The sequence below is a fragment of the Hahella sp. CR1 genome, assembly GCF_029813005.1.
GTDB lineage: Bacteria > Pseudomonadota > Gammaproteobacteria > Pseudomonadales > Oleiphilaceae > Hahella.
Map to the genome: position 1 here is coordinate 309,403 of NZ_JAPELK010000005.1, position 19,283 is coordinate 328,685.

At 53.5% G+C, this 19,283-nt stretch carries 19 protein-coding genes; 7 read left to right on the forward strand and 12 right to left on the reverse strand.

What is annotated here, in order from left to right; translation table 11 throughout:
• Positions 1-8 precede the first annotated feature (8 nt).
• The 4 genes from ONV78_RS14595 to ONV78_RS14610 all read right to left on the reverse strand — a co-directional run bounded on the left by ONV78_RS14595 (position 9) and on the right by ONV78_RS14610 (position 2,580).
• Positions 9-437 carry a hypothetical protein gene (locus ONV78_RS14595; RefSeq protein WP_279504095.1) on the reverse strand — a complete coding sequence of 143 codons (429 nt, stop codon included), beginning with the start codon at positions 435-437 and terminating at the stop codon, positions 9-11.
• A 13-nt stretch (positions 438-450) separates the two neighbouring features.
• Positions 451-906: a thioesterase family protein gene (locus ONV78_RS14600; RefSeq protein ID WP_127968402.1), complete on the reverse strand. Its 456-nt coding sequence runs from the start codon at positions 904-906 to the stop codon at positions 451-453.
• 89 nt (positions 907-995) lie between these two features.
• Entirely contained in the window at positions 996-1,871 is an 876-nt protein-coding gene (locus ONV78_RS14605) for an SGNH/GDSL hydrolase family protein (RefSeq protein ID WP_279504097.1), read from the reverse strand.
• Between the two features lie 34 nt (positions 1,872-1,905).
• Positions 1,906-2,580, reverse strand: coding sequence for an alpha/beta fold hydrolase (locus ONV78_RS14610; protein WP_279504102.1), 675 nt, complete (start codon positions 2,578-2,580; stop codon positions 1,906-1,908).
• Between the two features lie 333 nt (positions 2,581-2,913).
• Here ONV78_RS14610 and ONV78_RS14615 point away from each other — a divergent pair, with 333 nt between their 5' ends.
• On the forward strand, positions 2,914-3,165 hold the full coding sequence (locus ONV78_RS14615) for a hypothetical protein (RefSeq protein ID WP_011394796.1): 252 nt from the start codon (positions 2,914-2,916) through the stop codon (positions 3,163-3,165).
• Positions 3,166-3,176: 11 nt separating this feature from the next.
• Here the strand turns inward: ONV78_RS14615 and ONV78_RS14620 are convergent, their stop codons facing one another.
• Positions 3,177-4,205, reverse strand: a complete 1,029-nt coding sequence (locus ONV78_RS14620; protein WP_216739983.1) for an AraC family transcriptional regulator — start codon at positions 4,203-4,205, stop codon at positions 3,177-3,179.
• Positions 4,206-4,470: 265 nt separating this feature from the next.
• Between ONV78_RS14620 and ONV78_RS14625 the strand changes: the two genes are divergently transcribed.
• Both ONV78_RS14625 and ONV78_RS14630 read left to right on the forward strand, forming a co-directional pair.
• Positions 4,471-6,783 carry a M4 family metallopeptidase gene (locus ONV78_RS14625; RefSeq protein ID WP_279504105.1) on the forward strand — a complete coding sequence of 771 codons (2,313 nt, stop codon included), beginning with the start codon at positions 4,471-4,473 and terminating at the stop codon, positions 6,781-6,783.
• Between the two features lie 134 nt (positions 6,784-6,917).
• Positions 6,918-7,142: a hypothetical protein gene (locus tag ONV78_RS14630; protein WP_127968414.1), complete on the forward strand. Its 225-nt coding sequence runs from the start codon at positions 6,918-6,920 to the stop codon at positions 7,140-7,142.
• Positions 7,143-7,180: 38 nt separating this feature from the next.
• Here the strand turns inward: ONV78_RS14630 and ONV78_RS14635 are convergent, their stop codons facing one another.
• The 6 genes from ONV78_RS14635 to ONV78_RS14660 all read right to left on the reverse strand — a co-directional run bounded on the left by ONV78_RS14635 (position 7,181) and on the right by ONV78_RS14660 (position 13,407).
• Complete coding sequence (locus ONV78_RS14635) at positions 7,181-7,834, reverse strand: HAD family phosphatase (RefSeq protein ID WP_279504108.1); 654 nt, start codon at positions 7,832-7,834, stop codon at positions 7,181-7,183.
• A 145-nt stretch (positions 7,835-7,979) separates the two neighbouring features.
• The gene (locus ONV78_RS14640) at positions 7,980-9,251 is read right to left on the reverse strand and encodes a pectate lyase (protein ID WP_279504110.1); all 1,272 of its coding nucleotides are present in this window, start codon (positions 9,249-9,251) and stop codon (positions 7,980-7,982) included.
• 157 nt (positions 9,252-9,408) lie between these two features.
• Complete coding sequence (locus tag ONV78_RS14645; protein ID WP_279504112.1) at positions 9,409-10,326, reverse strand: hypothetical protein; 918 nt, start codon at positions 10,324-10,326, stop codon at positions 9,409-9,411.
• A 181-nt stretch (positions 10,327-10,507) separates the two neighbouring features.
• Complete coding sequence (locus tag ONV78_RS14650) at positions 10,508-11,356, reverse strand: alpha/beta hydrolase (RefSeq protein ID WP_279504114.1); 849 nt, start codon at positions 11,354-11,356, stop codon at positions 10,508-10,510.
• Between the two features lie 184 nt (positions 11,357-11,540).
• The gene (locus ONV78_RS14655; protein WP_279504116.1) at positions 11,541-12,326 is read right to left on the reverse strand and encodes a type IV pili methyl-accepting chemotaxis transducer N-terminal domain-containing protein; all 786 of its coding nucleotides are present in this window, start codon (positions 12,324-12,326) and stop codon (positions 11,541-11,543) included.
• A gap of 382 nt (positions 12,327-12,708) precedes the next feature.
• Positions 12,709-13,407 (reverse strand): type IV pili methyl-accepting chemotaxis transducer N-terminal domain-containing protein, encoded by a 699-nt coding sequence (locus ONV78_RS14660; RefSeq protein WP_279504118.1) that lies wholly within the window; start codon positions 13,405-13,407, stop codon positions 12,709-12,711.
• Positions 13,408-14,073: 666 nt separating this feature from the next.
• On the opposite strand from ONV78_RS14660, the gene ONV78_RS14665 reads away from it, so the two are divergent.
• From ONV78_RS14665 to ONV78_RS14680, 4 genes are all read left to right on the forward strand, one after another.
• The gene (locus tag ONV78_RS14665; protein WP_216736382.1) at positions 14,074-14,757 is read left to right on the forward strand and encodes a hypothetical protein; all 684 of its coding nucleotides are present in this window, start codon (positions 14,074-14,076) and stop codon (positions 14,755-14,757) included.
• 251 nt (positions 14,758-15,008) lie between these two features.
• Entirely contained in the window at positions 15,009-15,764 is a 756-nt protein-coding gene (locus tag ONV78_RS14670; RefSeq protein ID WP_216736383.1) for a ribonuclease Z, read from the forward strand.
• 34 nt (positions 15,765-15,798) lie between these two features.
• On the forward strand, positions 15,799-16,569 hold the full coding sequence (locus tag ONV78_RS14675) for a hypothetical protein (protein WP_279504123.1): 771 nt from the start codon (positions 15,799-15,801) through the stop codon (positions 16,567-16,569).
• Between the two features lie 26 nt (positions 16,570-16,595).
• Entirely contained in the window at positions 16,596-18,062 is a 1,467-nt protein-coding gene (locus ONV78_RS14680) for a sensor histidine kinase (RefSeq protein ID WP_279504124.1), read from the forward strand.
• Here the strand turns inward: ONV78_RS14680 and ONV78_RS14685 are convergent.
• Positions 18,059-19,102, reverse strand: coding sequence for a GlxA family transcriptional regulator (locus ONV78_RS14685; RefSeq protein ID WP_279504126.1), 1,044 nt, complete (start codon positions 19,100-19,102; stop codon positions 18,059-18,061). The genes ONV78_RS14680 and ONV78_RS14685 overlap by 4 nt on opposite strands.
• Between the last annotated feature and the right edge of the window lie 181 nt (positions 19,103-19,283).

Sequence of the window (19,283 nt, forward strand, 5' to 3'; positions counted from 1 at the left end):
ATCTGACGTCAGATTTTGCTGTGGTCGATGAACAGGGCTTCCAGGCCGGGTGTTTTACTGCCTTTATTCGCCTGATACAGATGACAGCTGATGCGGGCGTAGTTATCGAGATCGCTCTGCACCAGACACGTGCTCTCATAGGCGATGCTGTTTTCTAGAAAACGCATGCGCAAGACCGTGGCTTCGCCATGCGCGGCGTCTTCAATCGCCGCCTCGCCGAATATCACGGCGCCGCCGATTTCCCGCTTGATCTTGAGTTGGTGATTCTCGGAATAGATTTGCAACGCGCCTTGATAGGTACTGGTGGAGTCGGGCGCTTTGCCGATGAGTTGGTACGCGCCGATGATGAAATCTCCGAGGAAATCTTTGGCGGTCTCGCCGCCGAAAGCGGAGGGGGATAACAGACAGCACAACAGCGCTGCAGGTTTGAGGTTCATCCTGAAAATCTCCTTAGGATACTGTGTAAGTCGCCGTGCCCAGCGCGATCGTCTGTTCTCTGTCATTGACCAGCTCCATGCGCGTTACCGCTATCGACTGGCCGTGACGAATGACGCTGGCGGAGGCGACGAAAAACGCGCCGCGCCCGGGGCGCAGATAATCCACCCGCATATCTATCGTGCCGAGCCTGCGCAGTTTACGCTGCACTTCTTTTGGATCAATTTCCGTAAGCCGCTCAATGATGCTGATCGTCGCCACCAGACCGCCAGCCACATCAAGCAGCGTTGCGGTGACGCCGCCGTGCAGGATGTTCTGAAACGTATTGCCGACCAGCTCCGGCTTCATTTCCAGTCCCAGCACGACTTTCTCCTTGCTGACCTCGCGGACTTTGATGCCGACCAGCCGGTTAAAGGGGATATGCTCGTTAAAATAAGCGGTAATCGTTTCTATCAGCTGTGCTTTGTCCATGCAATGCGCCTTTCACCTTGTTGGGCGGAATGTCTCATTAAAGCAGAGGCGTCATTACGCAGCCTATGAGACATAAAGGTTTGTTGACATTACGCTTTTATAGCCTGTTTCCGCCTCCAGGCGTAGCCCTGATTTTCCTCCAGAAACTGGATGAAGTCCGCGCCGAAGTTTTTATACCCCTTTGCGGAGAGGTGAATTTCATCCGCCCAGAATTCTTTGCCGGTCAGATTCAGACGACGTGTCTGCGCGTCGTAGAACAGCGTATTGTCGTATTGGGAGAGCGTTTCAGCGAGGGCGTCGGACAGACGTCCATGTATGATGCGGATGATGTCATGACGCAAGGGCGATGCTTCTGCGGGCGGGTATCCATGCAGTTCGAATACCGATGAGATCCAGGGACCCGAGCGTAGAAGCAGAAACAGTTTCCATCCCCGTTCACGGCTCAGCGGCGCACTGTAGCCATGGCTCACGACGATGGCGTTGGGGTGATAACGGTCGCGCATTTCCAGGCTGCTTTTGTAGAAATCCGTGATATTGCTCAACACAGTATCAAGAATATCCTGCCGCAGGCATTGCTGCGCCGTTAGGTCCGGTTTGTAGGGCGCAAGGATCGGCGCCAGATTGGCGAATATGTCGTTGCCGCCTGCGCTGATGAAGATATAGTCAAGTCGGACGTGGGCGTGTTTCAGCCTGCGGTAGTGCTGTAAATGCGGTTGCATCTGTAAGGTTGTGGCGCCGGAAATGGCGAGGTCCAGCCAGTTGGCGCCCTGCGGCTCCAACATGGCGATCGCTTCAAAGATATTATTGGGAGCGTTTAAGGCGCCCCAGCCGCGGCCGGGGTAATCAAACCAGGAATCGCCTTCCAGCAGGATATTCGGATACTCGCGCCGCACGCCCTGTCTGACGCCGTCAATAAACTCGTTTAAATTTCCGCTGATGTAGTGTTGTCCTATCTGTCTCGCCATGACCTGTATTGCCTGTCCTTATGTTCCTGATGATTCAGCGCTTGTGTTGAAAGCGTCCCTCCCGCAGGAAATGCAGGGTTTGTTCCAGCGCAGTCTGGTTGCGCATGATAAACGGATGCGTTGCAGGGAGCACCAGAAAGTCTCTCATGCCCGTCAGCTTTGCCCGCTCAACCGACACTTTACCGTCATTGGGACCTTTGATCATGAGGGAGAGCAGAGGATTTACGGAGCGGTCGCCGGTGATGACGCCGCATTCAAAGTCGGGTGAGCCCAGATTTTGCAGTAACTGGTTGTCGACGGCGCCCAGTTGCCCGCCAGCCGGACCGTTAATCAACTTGAATAACCTCAGCTTGCCTAATTTGTCGACCACTTCGCTACCCTGACTGGGCGGGCTGAGCATAACGACCCGACCTATGGAAATGTCAGGCTTCGATGCCCGCAAAACCCTGACCAGGATACCGCCCATGGAGTGTGTGACGAAATGCAGTGGCAAGCTGTCGGCGCCGAAGCGAGCGAGTAAGGCGGGATAGAGATGCTGCGTCGCCAGTGCTTCCAGGGAGAGTCGCGTGGAAGGATAGTTCAGGTTGACCGTATCGAAACCCTGTGCGTCGAGATAGCGTTGCATACGGTTCAGACTGCGGGACGTGCGCGCCAATCCGTGCAATAGCACAACCGGCTGCCGCGCCAGGGAAAGGGGGTGATGAATCATGATCGGGCTCCACTAAGAGACAGGTCTGTAGAGTCTAGATGCGTGGATGTATGTAGGGGCGCCTCAGAGGATAGGGTTGCGCCTGATAAACCTTTAAGTTGCGTTTTTCAATACCAAACAAGGCGCTGGCGTTAGGCGTTAATTGATAAAGGACAAGCTAAAACAATTGAAAACACACTCGGTGCGGGCAATCATCTATACTAGACCAATGGCTAAGGTTAGCTAACGCGTTGGATGCTATCCACAAGGAATTTTCGCTTAATAATTAAACAAATAAAGCGAATGTATGAATGAACTATCTCGTATGCAAGGGGCTTTAAGCAGGGGGCTGAGATGGATATGCGATTTTATGGTGTGGACTGGATCGCCATGTTGTTGACGTTTGTCGCAGTGTGGCAGATCGGCAATAAGAACAAAGCTGGGTTTTGGCTGATGATGCTGGCCAATGTGGGATGGATGATGGTAGGAATCATGGGCCAGAGCACCGCCATTTTTCTGGCGAATGCAGTTTTTCTCTCAATGAACTGGCGCGCCGCCAGTAAATGGGCGAAACAGGAAACGACCGCTCATGCGGATACCGCCTGAGGCGGGGTCGTTTACAGTAACGGGGACTCCTGCAGGCTTTGCCGGTAAGTCTCCGGCGAGCAGGAAAACCAGCGTTTAAAGGCGCGGCTGAAATTGCCGGCGTCGTTGAATCCCAGACTATATGCGATCTGGGAGATGCTCATGGAAGAGGACTTCAGATAACGCTCCGCTATTTCCTGCCGCACCTCATCAACCAGCTCACGGAAGTTGGTTCCCTCCTGACTGAGATGACGTTGTAGCGAACGTTCACTTAAGTGCAGCGTATGCGCCACTTTCTGTAAAGACGTTTCCTCAGTCGCCATGGTCTGGCGCAACAGCGAGCGCACTCGCTGAGTCAGTTTTCTGTTGAACAGGCGTCCGAAGTAGATTTCGCAAAGTCGCTCGTTTTCATTCGCCAACAACACATCGGCGTTAGGCAGGCGGCAGTGAAAATAGTTACGGCTGAAAACCAGACGGTAGCGACTGTCGCCCCAACTGACCGGACTGCGGAAATAGCGCTCGTAGTTTTCATAATCCGCGGGTCTATCGCGCCCCATGGAAACACGCAACAAGTCCGTTCCCTGCGGCGTCAGAAAGCGGCAGATGCGCACCATCATGCAGGCTGCGGCGTCCAGAATGGCGTCGTGCAGCGGCGCCTCGCCTTCGCGCACCACGCCCAACTCCACTTCATCGCCGTTGGTTTGCAGATACAGTCGGGTGACGTTGGAAATGCCGTAGTTATAACGAATCACGCGAGAAAATCCCTCCCACAAAGACTGACTGGCGATAACCGCGTAGCCCAGGGCGTGGAAGGTGGTCAGACTGATATTTTTGCCAGCGTCGATGCCGATGCTTTCGCATTGGGTCGTTGCAATGACGGCGTCGAACAAGGCGTTGATTTTATCGGTGTGCACGGGGGCGAGGGGAGACTGCAATTCGGAGGCGCACAGCTGCGCAGACTGCATTAAATCATAGGCGTCCAGCCCTTGTTTCTCAAAGGCGTCCAGACACATTTTCACCCAGTTGGCGATGATGAAGGGTTCGTCCAGTTGTGGCGTCATAAGAGTAGTTTCTCTTCCATAGACTTGGCGAAATAACTAGCCTGCCGCAGGGTCGCCGCCCATGCGTATTCGAATATAGCAAATCAAGGGCCAGGGAAAACTCGGCCAAATAACCTAACGAAATAGGCGTACTTCACACTGTTAAAAAAATGGCAGCAAGTGACAGGTGAATAGCGCGCAATGACATGTCGAATGGATTCTCAATAGCTAGGATGTTCCGCTCCGATAAAACCAAAATGATAGAAACAAGAGAGGGGAACTACTCGTGAAATTAAAGCTTTTAGTAGCTGTCATGGCCGCCATGACAGGCAGCTACGCCTTATACCACCAGTTAGGCGATGGATCGTCGGACGCCACTTCGGCGTCGGTGGAAAACGCTCAATCATCCGCTCAGACTGTCGCAGCCGCGACGGCGATGACGCCTGGCGCCGCGCCAGCGGGTGCGCCCGCCTCTGCGAAATCGGCAGGCGACGCGCCCAGCATGGCGGATGTTGAGGACTTTGTAGCCAATCTAGATGATCAGGCGGATACGGGTTATCAGTCCCCCAATGCACAGTTTTCGCCCCCCGCGGCTGGCGCTGACCTATTTCAGGGCGAGCGCACCGCTGGGGTTGGCGCGCCTTTCCATCTGAAACCGAACGGCGATCAGCCGTTGGTGGCCAGCGACGCCAATATGGCCAAGCAGGCGATTATGATGGGCGGCAAGCAATTGCTGAATATCAGCGAAAACGACGACCTGGAGTTGAAAACCTCCAAGCGTGATGACGAAGGCAACGTCTATTACAAATTCGCCCAGGAATATAACGGCGTGCCTGTGCACGGCCGTGAAACAGTGGTGCAGGCGTCCGGCCAGGACGAAATCAGTCTGGTGACCGGCGAATTCGAGCCGGGCATCCAATTGGACGTTAATCCTGGTTTGAACGGTCAGGTGGCGTTCAACAAGGCGGTCGACAGTATGCGCGACACCCTAAAGGGCGAGCCAAGATTCCGCGAAGATCCCAGCCTGCAGATTTATGTGTCCGAAGCGGATGGTCCGGTCCTGACCTGGCGCTCCGTGGTGGAATACACCACCACCGACGAAGGCTATCGCGTAGATGAAATCTTCGTTGACGCCAACAGCGGCAAGATCGTGGATAAACTGCCGCGCTTCTACTCGGCGTTGTCGCGTAGCGTACACTCCATCGACCGTCAGTGTTTCGACCCTAACTGGGGCAGCAACATCCTGCCGGGCCGTGAAGTGTCGCCTAATGCAGATGAGCACGCCAAATCCGCTTACGACAACTCCGGTTACACCTACTGGTTCTACGACAACATGTTCAACCGCGACTCTTTTGACGGCCGCGGTAAGAAGATGGTCAGCACCGTACACGCGATGTTCTCTTCTCCGAATGGCGGCTGTTCCGGCGATAACGCTTACTTCAACGGCGAGCAGATGATCTATGGCGAAGGCGGCAGCATGCTGCAGAACCCCGCTGGCGCGCTGGATATCGTCGCGCACGAGCTGACTCACGGCGTGACGTTCTCCGAAAGTAACCTGACCTATCGCAATGAGTCCGGTGCGATCAACGAAGCGTTGTCTGATATCTTCGGCGCTGGCGCTGAAACTTACATGATGTCTGGCGGCAGCTCCAGCGGTAAGCCTTCCGGCGGTCTGAAGCCTCAGCGCAGCAACTGGACGCTGGGTGAGAAGGCTTCTCCGAACGGCAGCATGATGCGCGATATGACCGACCCTGTGGCCGACGGGCAGAGCCGTGACAGCTACGACTCTCGTTACACGGGCTCGGAAGACAACGGCGGCGTTCACCTTAACAGCGGCATCATGAACCTGGCGTTCTATCTGCTGTCTGAAGGCGGCGTTCACCCTCGCGGTAAAACCACCAACCGGGTGACCGGCATAGGAATGGAAAAAGCGCTGGCGATCTACTATCACGCCAACACCAATTTGTTCACCGCTTCCACCAACTTCGCTTCCGCGCGGACGCGTCTGGCGCAATCAGCGGAAACGCTGTACGGCGAATGCTCCCAGGAATGGCACTCCATTCATGAGTCTTTCGACGCTGTAAAAGTGCAGGGCAGCTGGACGCCTTGTGACGATGGCGGCGATGACGGTGGAGACGACGGCGGCGACAATGGCGGAGATGACGGCGGTGATAACGGAGGGGACGACGGTGGAGATAACGGCGGCGATACTGGCTCCGTTTCAGTTTCCAGCGCGAAAGCCTCCAGCACCTACAGCAGCAGATACCAGGCTTCGAATCTGCATGACGGTTCTCTGTCTACGCCTTGGGTGTCTTCCACTATCTACAACAGCTATCAGCAACAGTGGGTGATGTTGGATCTGGGCAGCGCCAGAAGCATGTCCGGTATGACCATCAACTGGGATGGCGGCAACTTCGCTGGTTCTTATGACATCTATGTCTGGCAGAACGGCCAGTGGGTGCGTGCGCAACGCATCAGACAGTACCGCTCCGGCGCGGCGGATATCCCGCTGCAAGCCAACTCTCAGTACGTACTGGTTACCATGCGCTACGGCAACTACGGCCGTTGGTACGCTATTGACGAAATCACGCTGAGATAATCTGCGTTGAGGGGCGCTTGTCGCCCCTTTTGTTTCCGGCGCCGTTGGGACGTTGATGCGGCGTCGGGCCTTCAGCCCGGAGGAGACTGCCTCCCTCAAAAATAACAACGCGGCAGTATAGAGACAAAATCAAAATGAATATCAGAAATGAACTTGCTCCCATTCTTCTGCAAGCCGTATCGGATGCGATTCAATTCAATCGCGCGATTATGGACGGCGGCTTCTTAAACGATTCGGAAAGTCACTTCGAGTATTTGGTGAGTTTGAATCACCTTCTTCATTATCTGGAGGAGGAGTACAAAAAAATAGAAGCAGAGGTGGGCATGCCTCTGAATCTATTAGCGTTGGAGAGCGCCTGAGGCAGGCGCGTAGTGAGTCAGTGGCCGCCCGGATTGCGTTATGGTCGCCGGCTCAATAAATGGACCAGTTCTCTCATGTCATGAAAGCATAAGGCCGCACCCGCGGCCTTTTGTTTTTCCGCATCCATGTCCGCACTATAGGCGTACACCGTCATACCTGCGGCCACAGCGGCGGTGATGCCCGCTGTGGAGTCTTCCACCACCACACAGCGTTCAGGCGCTACTTCCAGTGCGGAGGCGGCGTGCAGATAGATATCCGGCGCCGGCTTGGGGTTCTCAACATCTTCGACGCAGAAACAGTGATCGAAATACGTATGCAGGCCGGTCCGATTGAGTTTGAAGTCCATGTCTTCACGCAGGGCGTTGGTCGCCATGGCCTTGGGTAGATGGATCGCCCGTAGTGTCTCTTCTACGTAAGGGACCGTTTTCAGACCAGTGTGCATGGCTTCCCAGAAGCCGGTGCGCAGGCGATGGTGGGTGTCCTCCGGTAACGCCCGCCCCAGCAGGCCGGCGGCGGTGATCAGGTTGGCTTCCGTGGTTTGTCCAGTGAAGTGGGTATGCATTTCCATATGGGACAAATGCAGTCCCTGTTCCGCCAGCAGGCTCATGAATACTTCGTTGGTGAGGCGCTCGGTATCCACCAGCACGCCATCGCAGTCAAAAATAACAGCGTCGTACATATACTTCTGCATGCATTGATCCAGGGTGAGTGAGAGGTAGGGTGTTCGGACAGTATACCGGGCGGATGGCCCTAACGGCATTTATACGTGCGTATAGGCGCGCCCAAGAAAAGGTTTCTCCAGCGCGGAGAAACCTTTTGATCAAGAGATGTAGAAATCAGTAACTGGAAACGTCCGAGTGGTCCACCTTACAGCTGGCGGTGTTCCAGGCTTCGCCTTTTTTCTCGGACTTGCCGTCGCCTTTGTTCACGCCTTTATATTCCACGCAGATTTTGGGCTTGCCGGATTTGTAGTTTTTGACTTTCAGGTTGCGAATGGTGGCGGTGTCCTTGTAATTGCTGTTGACGCCGGCGAGTCCACTGGACAGCGAGCCTTCGACGATGACGTTATCGACGATCAAATGCCGGGGGCCGCCATTGTTTTTGCAGTCGCCGCAGGAGCGCCATAACTTGCCGTTATCGCCTTTGATGGTGAAGCCGCCAGTGATAATGGTTGTGCTGTTCTTGGAGTTATGCTGGAAGATCTTGTCCGGCTTGCCGCCAGGACCGCCATTCCTGTTGTAAGCCCAGCCGCCAATGATGGTCATGGTCCCGCCTTCCGCCGAGTGAGTGGCTGCGTCTTCACAGATGTCTTCCCAGACCACATTTTCCAGCGTGCAATTGCCGCTGTCGCAGTGAATACCGTCGGAACCGCCATCAGCGGCGATGCGCAGGTTCTTCACGCTGGCGTTGATCAGCGTAAGCACCGGCGGCTGGTGTTCATCATCGCTGTTGCAGGACAGTCCGATAGTCTTGCCGCCGCAATCCACGCTTTTGTTTTTAATCGTGGCGCCGGCGAAACATTCATCAGCATTGCCGGAACCGCCGGATGGCGTGGCGGACTGTGCGGCGGTGCTGGCGACGGCGCCGTTAGTGTCTGTGTACTTGATCCAGTACCAGTAGGTGGCGCCATTGTTGACCTTGGTGTCGGTGAAAGTGCGGTCGGAGCCGGCCAGTCTGGCGATGCGCTGACGGCCAATAGGGTTGGCGTCGGTGTCGCGCATCACCTGCACATTACGCAGGGCGCCGCTGGCGCTCCACGACAACTTCACCCTGCCGTCGTCGGCGTTGGCTTGCAAGGCGACGGTGATTGCGGCTCCCGCGCCGTCACCGGGGCTGGCGACGTTTTCACGAATGGAGCATTCCTTCACCGACTTGGCCGGGTTTGGATCGACCCCGAAAGTGGCGACGTCACAGGAGAATGCGCCGTTTAGCGATTTATAGACGAATTTACCGGCGGCTCCAAAAGCTACCTGAGTTTGACTGCTGACCATACAGGTTTGACCGCTTTTACAAAGCGTGGCGAAGCCGTCTGGTCTATTGGCGGCGGCCTGAAGACTTGTTGCTGAGGCAAGCAGAGTCAGGCCTAAAGCGAATTTACGAAACATCATGTTCTCCGAATTTATGGTTTTTGTTGACCCTGAAAACGAATGCGCTTGTGTTGTTATTGGCTTATTAGTTTTTATGTGCGGTGCTGGCCTTAACCAGTTCAACTTTGTTTGGCGTAGATTCCCTCCTGTGTAGACTGCCTTTATGAAGCCGACCCGCTCATTGCGTTTGCAGTGAGGCGAGCAGGCTGTCTTCCATTTCTTCAAAGCTCAGCGCTTCAAAATCCGTTAACGCCGCCATTTGCTCTTCGTCGAGATAGGCGGAAGCTTCCTGCAGATAGTCATCCCGATAACGGGTTAGCGCTTTGACTGCTTCATCCGCCATAGCGCGTTTGTTGCTCTGGGCGACGGCGTAGTCGCGCATGGCGATATTGAATGCTTCTTTGTGGCGGAGTTTGGCGAGGAGCAGCGTGCGCTCCTGCTCGTGACTAAGCGGATTGACTGCGCTCAGACTGTCAGTGACTTCTTTCAGTTGATGTTGTTCAAACTCTGAATTGCGGGTGAGTTCAAACAGGCGCGAGCTGTTTGCATCCAGCAGATCGACAATGCGTTGGTCCACCTCGTCCAGCGCCTGGGTGCGCAGCTGGGCGTGCTCTTCAAAACTTTCCGGGGCGGAGAAATAGTTCACTGTGGGCAGCGCGGCGAGGCGCTCTCGCTCCAGCAGCAGACTTTGCAATTGTTTCTCTGTTGTGGCGTCGAGGGATATTTCGGAAAACAAGACGCGGTATTTTTCGCTGACCGCTTGTCGCAAGCTTGATTCTTCCGCCTCCAGTAGTGGTTGTGCGGCGCTGAGCGTTAGAGATGAGTGTGTGGTTATGGCTGGCCCAAAGGTAATGCGTGACACTGGATTCTCCGGAGATGCTTGCTGTTTCCGCCGTTCTACGGGATGTTCCAGGTAGGCGTTGAACGCAGCTACGGCCTCCAGGTAGCGAGCGTCTTGCTGCTGCGTATGTTCTTGAAAACGTTTTCTTTCCTGGTCAAATTTTAATTCCAGATTTTTATTTTCAACCCACAGGTAAGTGGCTGCCGCAGCACAGACGAGCGCGCATGCCGACATGCCTGCTGAGAACCTGGTCATATCCGTGACTCCTGTATGTATTGAGGTTGTTGTGATCGTTTATCAATTAATGGGCGTTAAGCGCATCAAATGTTAGTTAATCTACCTGCGGCGTGAAAACCGGTTAAACGGCATAGACTGGTTGAGTGCTCAGCTGTCTAGCCATGGCAATTGCGGGGTTTTATCTTGAGGAATGGAGCGATTAATGCTCCAGGGACGTGCGAAGAAATCTGGTTATCCGCTCCTCGTACTCTTGTGCCGAGAAGTCATAGAAATCCTGATGATGGGCGCCCACCGCCAACCAGAGAGATTTGGGCTCTGGGGCATTGGCGAAAAGGCGTTTTGATTCTGGCAATGTCGTGTGTTCATCCTCCGTACCGGCAATGATCAGGACGGGCGCCCGCACACGTTTGATGGCTTCTTCCGGCTTCAACTCATCCAGACTGACGCCTAAACGTAATGGGATTTGTGCGGTTAACAATGGCGTCAGCCATTCTCCCAGCGCGCCGAGTCGCATAGACAAACGATTGCTGACGGCTTGTTCGATGTTCGGGTAAACGGCTTCCAGAACATAGGCGTCCGCTGGCGCGGGCGACTGTCCCAGCAGGCTTGCGGCTCCGCCGAGAGAGACGCCAATAATCGCCACTTTGGCGCACTGGCGTTGCGTGCGCAAATAGGCGACAGCGGATCTGACGTTGTCCGACTCACGGTAGCCAAACGTGATGTGCTCCCCAGGCGTTTCGCCATGGGCTTGAAGGTCTATCAGCAATGAGGAATATCCTGATTCCTGCAGGAACAGGGCGCGTCTGATCATACTGGTGCGATCGGAGCGTACGCCGTGTAGAAGCAACACGCATTGCTGGCCGATGGCGGGGGCATACCAACCGCTGACGCCGTCAAACTGCACTGCTTGCGCGTTCAGGGAGGCGGGCGGTGAGGGAAGGGGATGATTGACGGAGGCGGATAGCGCGCCTCCGGCGGTCCATACCGCCGCGAGACCTAAAACCAGTGCGCCCGTGGCGAAAGCGATACGTTTTTTAAGTTTTTTCATGGGGTTGGAGGACTTCATCATCGCGATAGATATCTACATCGGCGCCGAAACACATATAGCGGGACGGGGATAAGTATGTCGATTTGCGGCCCTTTCGGAAACTGGTTATTTCAGAGTTAGACAATGAGGCGGGGTGAGACGACGCAGCATTGAGCTGCGCCGAGAGAAGGGACGAAGTAAGGAGTTAGCTTTGCAGATTCTCGTAAAGGCCCGTAATTCTCTCCATATTCTTCAGCATTCCTTCCGTCGTGGTGGCGATGATGAAAGGCACAAAGTTCTGACCTTGCATCAACTGAAACCCTGAGCGAGAGAAGCTCCACTGGGAAATCACTTTGTCCAAGGCGGCGTTGATGTCCTGATTGTTGATTTTCGCCTGACGCAGCTCATGTAACGCCTGATCATATTCCTGCACGGCCTGGGTGAAACTGTCTTGTAGATCCGCCTGCTCCAGATTCCAGCTCAACGCGGAATAATATAGCGCAATGCGCTGGGACAGCATCCGTTGTCGGCCGGAGAGGTTGATCATTTTGTTCTTGGGACTGCCCGACTGTTGCTCCAGTGACTGTACGATTTTATTGCTGAGCGCGAGAACACGCTCTCCAGCGTTGATCAGCTCAATGGCCTTGTCCTTCGCGGGCTTAGCCGTCGCCAATTGACGAAACCCAGTCCACTCCTTACGCACGGACTTGAGCTGCCCCGAGATTTGCGGCGACTTGGAGTAGGCTTCCAGTTCTCCCAGTTGTTGTTCGAATAAGGCGACGCTCTCTGTGAGCTGGCTTGAAGATTTATCTGGTTGAATATCCTGACCCATCAGCAAATATGACTTCACAATTCGCTGACTCAACATACGTTGGCGCCCAGCCTTGTTGATGGCTTCGTCCAGGTCGGTAATGTCTGCGATAACAATGTGGCTCCAGGAGAGTGCAAGCAGGGAGAGAACAAGCAGACTAAAGTTCCTTATATGGCGCATATGCGTTTACCTCATGTGATTCAATCTGGTGCAGTCTAAGTTAAAGCCTATAAATATCAGATGCTTACAGCGCGATAACTGGGTAGGTAGTTAACGCATCGCTGATCTGGCGCAAGTTAGGCGCCAAATGAACCGGAAATTTGTGGGTATGGACAAAGAGCGGTTTTTGAGAATGGCGAAAAGGCTTTTAGAAACAATAAGAAAGAGAGGAGTAGTTGCGTATTTGGATGAAGCGGAGCACTTTTACGCGATGAGCGACGCCTGCTGAATGCGAGAGGGAAAAGAGGCTGAGTAAGCGGGAAAAAAGAGTGCGGCTTGCGCCGCACTAAACGAAGAAGACGAATAAAACAGGAACTCGGTTTAAGAGTTCAATCCTTGCGGATTAGCTTTTCAGACCTGCGTACATGTCGGAAATCTTGCGCATGCTTTTCAGCATGCTTTCAGTGGTCGTCGCGATCACGAAGGGGACGAAATCATGACCGTCCATTTTTTCGAAACCAGAGTGGGAGAATGACCACTGTGAAATAACTTTATCCAGCGCCTTGTTGATATCTTCGCTGTTGGCGTCCGCTTTACGCAGCTCGCTCAAACCTGCATCGTACTTTTTGACCGCGGCTTTAAAATCGTTTTCCAGGTCGGAAACGCCCAGGTTCCAGCTCATGGCAGAGTAGTACATGGCGATTTTCTGGGACAGCATGCCTTGTTCGTTGGAGATATTAATCAGACGTCCTTTGGTGCTGGCTACTTGTTTTTCCAGATTGCTGGTGACGCCTTGAGTCAGGCTCAACAGTTCTTCACTTTGCTGGATCAGTTTCGCTGCGTTTTCCTGATTGGGCGCGGTGGTGGCCAGTTTACGGAAAGCGGCCCACTCTTTACGGACGGATTTCAAATCGCGCGCCATTTCGCCTGCTTTCAAATAACCTTCCAAGTCGGACAGTTGAGATTCAAATTGCGCCACACTGTCATGTAATTGAATCGATGATTTGTCAGGAAGAATGTCCTGACCAATCAATAAATATGCTTTAACGATTCTTTGACTCAACATTCTTTGTTGACCCGCGATGTCCAGAGCCTGATCCATGCTCGATATTTCCGCGCGAGCCAGGCCGGCGCCGAATGCGGTAAGTGTGACAAGTAAGAAACAAATCTTTCTGAACGACTGCATTAAAGTTTACCTAGTGCTAAAAATGGCGTGCATATTGAAGGATTTAGATCAAAAATCAAGCGCCAAATGGCTTTTGACATATAAGTAATTTACGAAGTCAATAGATGTTGTTCGTTTCCTATCAAATATATGTGTCAATATGTTTTGTAACAGTGAGTTTAATGCACATTTATGTAACTAAAAGTTGCATTTCAATGAGGAAAAAGAGGCGGGTATATAATTCGTTATACTGTATTATTTTTAATAAATTTTACATTGTTTTTCTTTTACGAATTGTACGTCACGTTTTTATCGCCATGCGTATTCGTAGTTATGTTTGAAAAAACATCAATGGATGGCTGTTTTTTTGATTAAAAAAGCGGCCGGACTCTCACTGACTTATTCCGCGTAGTGGTCTATAGATGAATAAAATTAGTCCTGATAACAAAACATTATAAAAAATATGAAGGGCGTTTGAGTCGGGTTGACGCTAGCTTCAGTATCCGGTCACGCGCGCGAAGGGACGCCTTTTCCCAAAACGAGTAAGAACCAAGGCGAGGCTGCGGTGACTGTCGGCAATAACGAGTTTAAGGAGACGACAAGATGGCCCTGGCGGATATTTTTAAACAGAATGCGAACAAGTCAATTACCGTGACCGGCGCGGAATCCTCAAATATTTCTCACGCTACCTACAGCGTCAAATGCAACAACATCCAACGCAACTGCTATCTGGTGAACCAGCTTGAGCGGGCCAACCTGCAAGAAGGCGCACATGTGGCTGGCGGAAATACGGTCACAGTCGCCACTGCTCACAATGGTAACTGCTATTGGTTGCCATGGCGCGGGTGGCGGGCTGTAGCCGGACAGCTTCAGGGGGCGTGTAACTTCTTCGTCACCGCCAATCTGACCGGGTGCTGCTTTGTTGTATCTGGTAATCAGGTATCTCCCTTTGTCGTCCATATGAACTGCCAGCCAGCTAACGAAGGCTTGGTGAGCTTCCCCAACAGTGGAGATATCAAGGAATATAACTTTGATCTGCAAGCGGCGCAGGATCAGTTCTATGGGCAAGTCACCGAGCAATTGATCACCAACAATGTGATTGCACACGCTGGTCTGCAGATGTTGAAACCAAGTGATTACGGGGCCAAAGCGAGAGAAGGTTACGGGACGCCCACGAGCGTCTTTGGCGTCCGCACAGGGGGGCTGTGGACCTTCTATTACAACGTAGGTAAAGGCGGCGGACCTGGCATTACCCGTGAACTGTTCCCGAATTTCCAACCTCTCTGACAGCGCGCTTTCCTTTCACGTATTTGCACAGCCGGCGACTCAACGCCGGCCTGCCTCTGCGTTTTCCTTGATCCTTCATTTCAACCTATCTCAGCGCCTTACATTACAGTCATTGGCGTCCCGTTTATAAACCCATAGGTTAGTGGCATAATCCCGACGGCAATCAACAGGTTGCCGCCATGCAGGCATGGGAGCGCCATCCACGCGTTGCGCGATGAGATGGAAAATGGAAAACACGGAAAGCTTTTGTTATGAAGAATTTGCTGATTGTCGGTAATGGAGAGGCCTTCTCGGAAGAGTGCAACACCTCATTCCTGTTGCAGTCCGCCGATAGCTCCATTCTTATCGACTGCGGTTATCAGGTTCCACCCCGCTTATGGGCGGGCGATTTGCACCAGAATATTGATCTGGTTTTGCTGACCCACCACCATGCGGACCACTCCTTCGGAGTCGTACCTTTGCTGGTCCGCTATCTGGAAGAAAAAAGAACCCGCCCCCTGAAGATCTGGGGACCGGCGGGCACGGAAAGTTTCATTAAAAGTCTCCTTGAGCACGGCTACCCTGGCGTGTCCAAGTATTTCAAGTACACGATTGAGTTCGCCGAGTTCGACACCCTGGACAGTAAAAAATACGGGGATGTTTCCATTCGCTGCGCGCCCACCGTACACTCTATCCCGAACTTATTGTATCGACTGGATTTTGACGGCCGCTCCTTCTCCATATCCGGAGATGGCAAGCTGACGCCGGAAGCCGTTGAGCTGATTCAAGGCGTCGAACTGCATTTGCAGGAAGTCTACGAGCTTAACAACAACATCCCCAGTCACTATTCATTCAGCGAAGTGCTGCAACTTGCTCAATCCGACGTGGCCGCCAGTGTTGGCGTCACTCATATGTGCCGGAATGAAATCAGCGTGATTACTGAGACCTACGATAAGTTAGTAAGGGAGAATGAGATTGAAAAGGACAGACTGTTTATCACCCGTTCGGGGCAAACTTTCGAATTTTAAAACCAGCGCGCTACTGACGGCCGGCGTTTGGGCGTTGTCACTCAACGTCGCCGCCAAGGAAATCTTCGTCATCAATAAAAACGCTGCGGACTATCGCGTGGTGGAGACGAACAAAAGCGCCAAACGCATCGACGTATACTCCAATACGCCGCACCGATACCTGAACAGTGAGAAAAAAGAGCACGTTTTCACCGGGGTGCCGGTGAGCGAGCTGCCGCCCAAGGAGTGGCGTTACGATAACGTTTACTTCATTGGCGACGACGACTACATCACGTTCATGCCCGCGCAGATCGCCAACAATCCGCAAACCATCCTGGCGAGCGCCAAGGACGCCGCGCCGTTAAGTAAGAGAGATGGTGAAGTTCAGGTCATTCTGCCCACTCGCGAGGAAGCGAAGGTGGAAGATAAGTATCTGAAAAAGGCCGCTTTTTGGGCCTGGTATGTGAAGGCGGTGGTGTATGGCGAATTAGACAACCGGCTGCAATATGGCGGCGCTTCCATTGACATGACCAACGTCATTGGCGCGCCTGCGGAAGCCTATAAGGCCCCTTCCGTATTTTCCTATGATCCTATCGCTTGCCCGGATACCTATCAGGTGTCGGTAAAAGATCTGGACCCGGGATTTGATAAAGGCAAAGTCGAATTCCTGCAATTGAACGGCAATCAGCGGACGTATGGCGCGGGAGACGTCATGCTGATTTTCTCCAAGGAGGATACGGCGCTGCCTATTGAGTGCGGCGGCCCCTATGCGGTGCGCAAGGGCGAAGAGTATATCTACAGCGTATATTCTTTTAAGGGAATTTAATCAGCTAACAAAGTGCGTCTAACAATATGGATAGTTTTAGAAAGTACTCGTTTCAGCGTTGCATCAAGTTTACGGTTCTGGTCGCTTTGTTTGGGTTCGCGGTGTCCTTTTTCGTACACCAGTATCAGGTGCTGGCGAACTCGATCAAGGTCTCCGATCAGACTTCCGGGTTGATTAACCGACAGCATATTTCCGTGCTGCTTGGACGGGGCAACTTTGTCCATATTGAAGACGCCTTGGCGCAGCTGGTTAAGGAGAGCCCTCTGCTGTTCGCCTATGTGCTGGACGCCGACGGCAAGGTGGCGGCGACCAGTCACAAATCCGCAGCGGTGGACGTTCCCTGCTGTTATGACTGGGAGAACCTTGAGGATAGCGCGTTTAAGTTTGAGGGGACGCCTGCGGCGCCTTTCGAGGCGGTAGCGGATGGTGTCGCCTTCATTCGCAAAGTAACGCCAGTGCTTGAGCACTCCTCGGGAGAAGAAATCGGTTCCCTGGTGACCTTTCTCGTACCACGGATGATCAAGCGCGAGCATCTCGTGGATACTCTGATTATCAGCTCCATGGCGCTGATTTTTATCCTGGCGACTGGCGTGGCGCTTTCGCTGTTATTATCGCGGGCGCTGACCGCCCCGGTGAGGGAGCTGACGCGCTTTGTCGACTCTGTGGACGACACTGACGCCAAGGAGGAGTTAAGCCGATTGGGATCGCATCAATTCGCCGGCAGCAACATTGTGGAGATACGGCAGTTGCTGCAGTCGTTTCTGGCCTACCGCGAAAAAATTCTTGATCACAAGAATATCCTCGAAGCGCAGGTGCGCGAGAGAACTCATGCCCTTGAAGTGGCGGTTGAGGAAAATCGCATGCTCGGAAAGACGCTGCGTACTGCGTTGGAAGGCGAACGCAAACTGATCGCCCAGGAAATTCACGACAACTTCAACGCCACGCTGGTCGCTATCAAGATGTACTCCCAGAAAATTGAGCAGTTGGCTCGGGAGGGTGGTGAAGACGCGCAGATCGCCAGCATGGGAAGGAAAATTACATCCATCGTCACGGATGCCTACAGCTCGGCCAGAAGTCTGGTTTCCCGGCTGCGACCTGAGATTATCGATACGCTCGGCTTGGGCGGCGCCCTGGAGGAACTGGTCAACAATTACAATCAGTCCTCAAATGGGTGTTCGTTTATGCTGTCGATTGGCGACCACTGCGACAATCTGGATGAAGAGCGCAATATCGGCATTTATCGCATTGTGCAGGAAGCCGTCACCAATGCGGTTAAGCATGCCTCGGCGAAAGAGGTGGCGATTTCCTTACATCGTCCCAAGGACTATGAATTGGTGATTCAGGACGATGGCGTGGGCTTCAAGCCCTCCCAGGATAAGGACGCCGGCATTGGGTTGATCTCCATGCGCGAACGCGCCATGAGCCTGGGCGGGCGCTTCGAGTCGGAAAACACCCAGGCGGGCGCCCGCATCAAAGTGTCTATTCCCGCCTAAATACGCCCTTCCAGCGCAGGTATGCCGACTCGCGGCGGCGTCACATAACTGAAGCGTTTGCGGTATTGCTCCATCGTGCACCCGGTGGCTCGTTTAAAGAGTCGCCGGAACGAACTGATATCCTCGTACCCGACCTCCCAGATGATTTCATTCGACGACTTGAGTGTCGTCTCCAGTTGGTGCTTCACCGCTTCCACCCTTAATTGTTGCAGGTAATTGATCGGATTCTCGCCGGTGGCTTCCTTGAAGCGGCGTTTGAATGTGCGTCCACCCAGTCCGGCCAAGGCCGCTACATCGTCCACGGAAAAATGCTCGGCGTAGTGAGACTCCATCCATTCCTGCGCTTTTTTCACGGCGTTGTCTTTGTGGGACTTGTAGCCATAGAAGGTGATGTAAGGCGTTTGTTGTTGGCGTTTGCTGTCAAACAGGTGCAGTTTGGACACCGCTGACGCCAGCCCTTGGCCCGCGAAACGTTCGATCAGATGAAAGCTGAGATCGATATAGGCGGTGGCGCCGCCAGCGCAGATGATGTCGCCGCTATCGATGAGCAATCGATCTATGTCCAACCTGATTTCCGGGTAGCGCTGGCGGAAATGTTCTGCGGCGCGCCAGTGGGTGGTGACGGTTTTGCCTTCCAGAAGTCCGGCTTCGGCCAGAACGAAGCTGCCAGTGCAGGCGCTGGCGACGATGGTCCCGCGTTCGGTATGGCGGCGGAGCCATTCATAAGCGTCATGAAATTGCGCCAGATGTTCCGGCAGGGCGGCGCCGGCGGTGATGGCCTCAATTGCGGAGGCGACGATAATCAAATCCGGCTCTACTGACTCGAACGCCGCATTCGGCGCAATGGCCATGCCGTTGTAGGCAGTAACGGGCTGGTCATTCTGCGTCACGACTTTGATGTTGAAGTACGGCTCCAAAGGGCGTTTGCCGGCGGCGCCGGACAGTCGGGCGTGACAGTAATTCGCTGTCGTGAATATATCCAGAATGCCATGCACGGAGGCGGCGGCGCAGTGGGGAAGGGCGAGTAAAACGATCTTCATGGGCGACTCCTTCATCCAATTCGGCAGTGAAAAAAGAAAAGACGAAATGTCATAAAAAGCAATTTAAGTGTCAAATATGACACTCCCGCTAATGCATTGCAAACCTTATCTTGTAGTCATAGCCGCTGCGACAACGCCACGAAAAAAAGGCGTGACGCAGGCGATTGTATCCAGCAAGTTA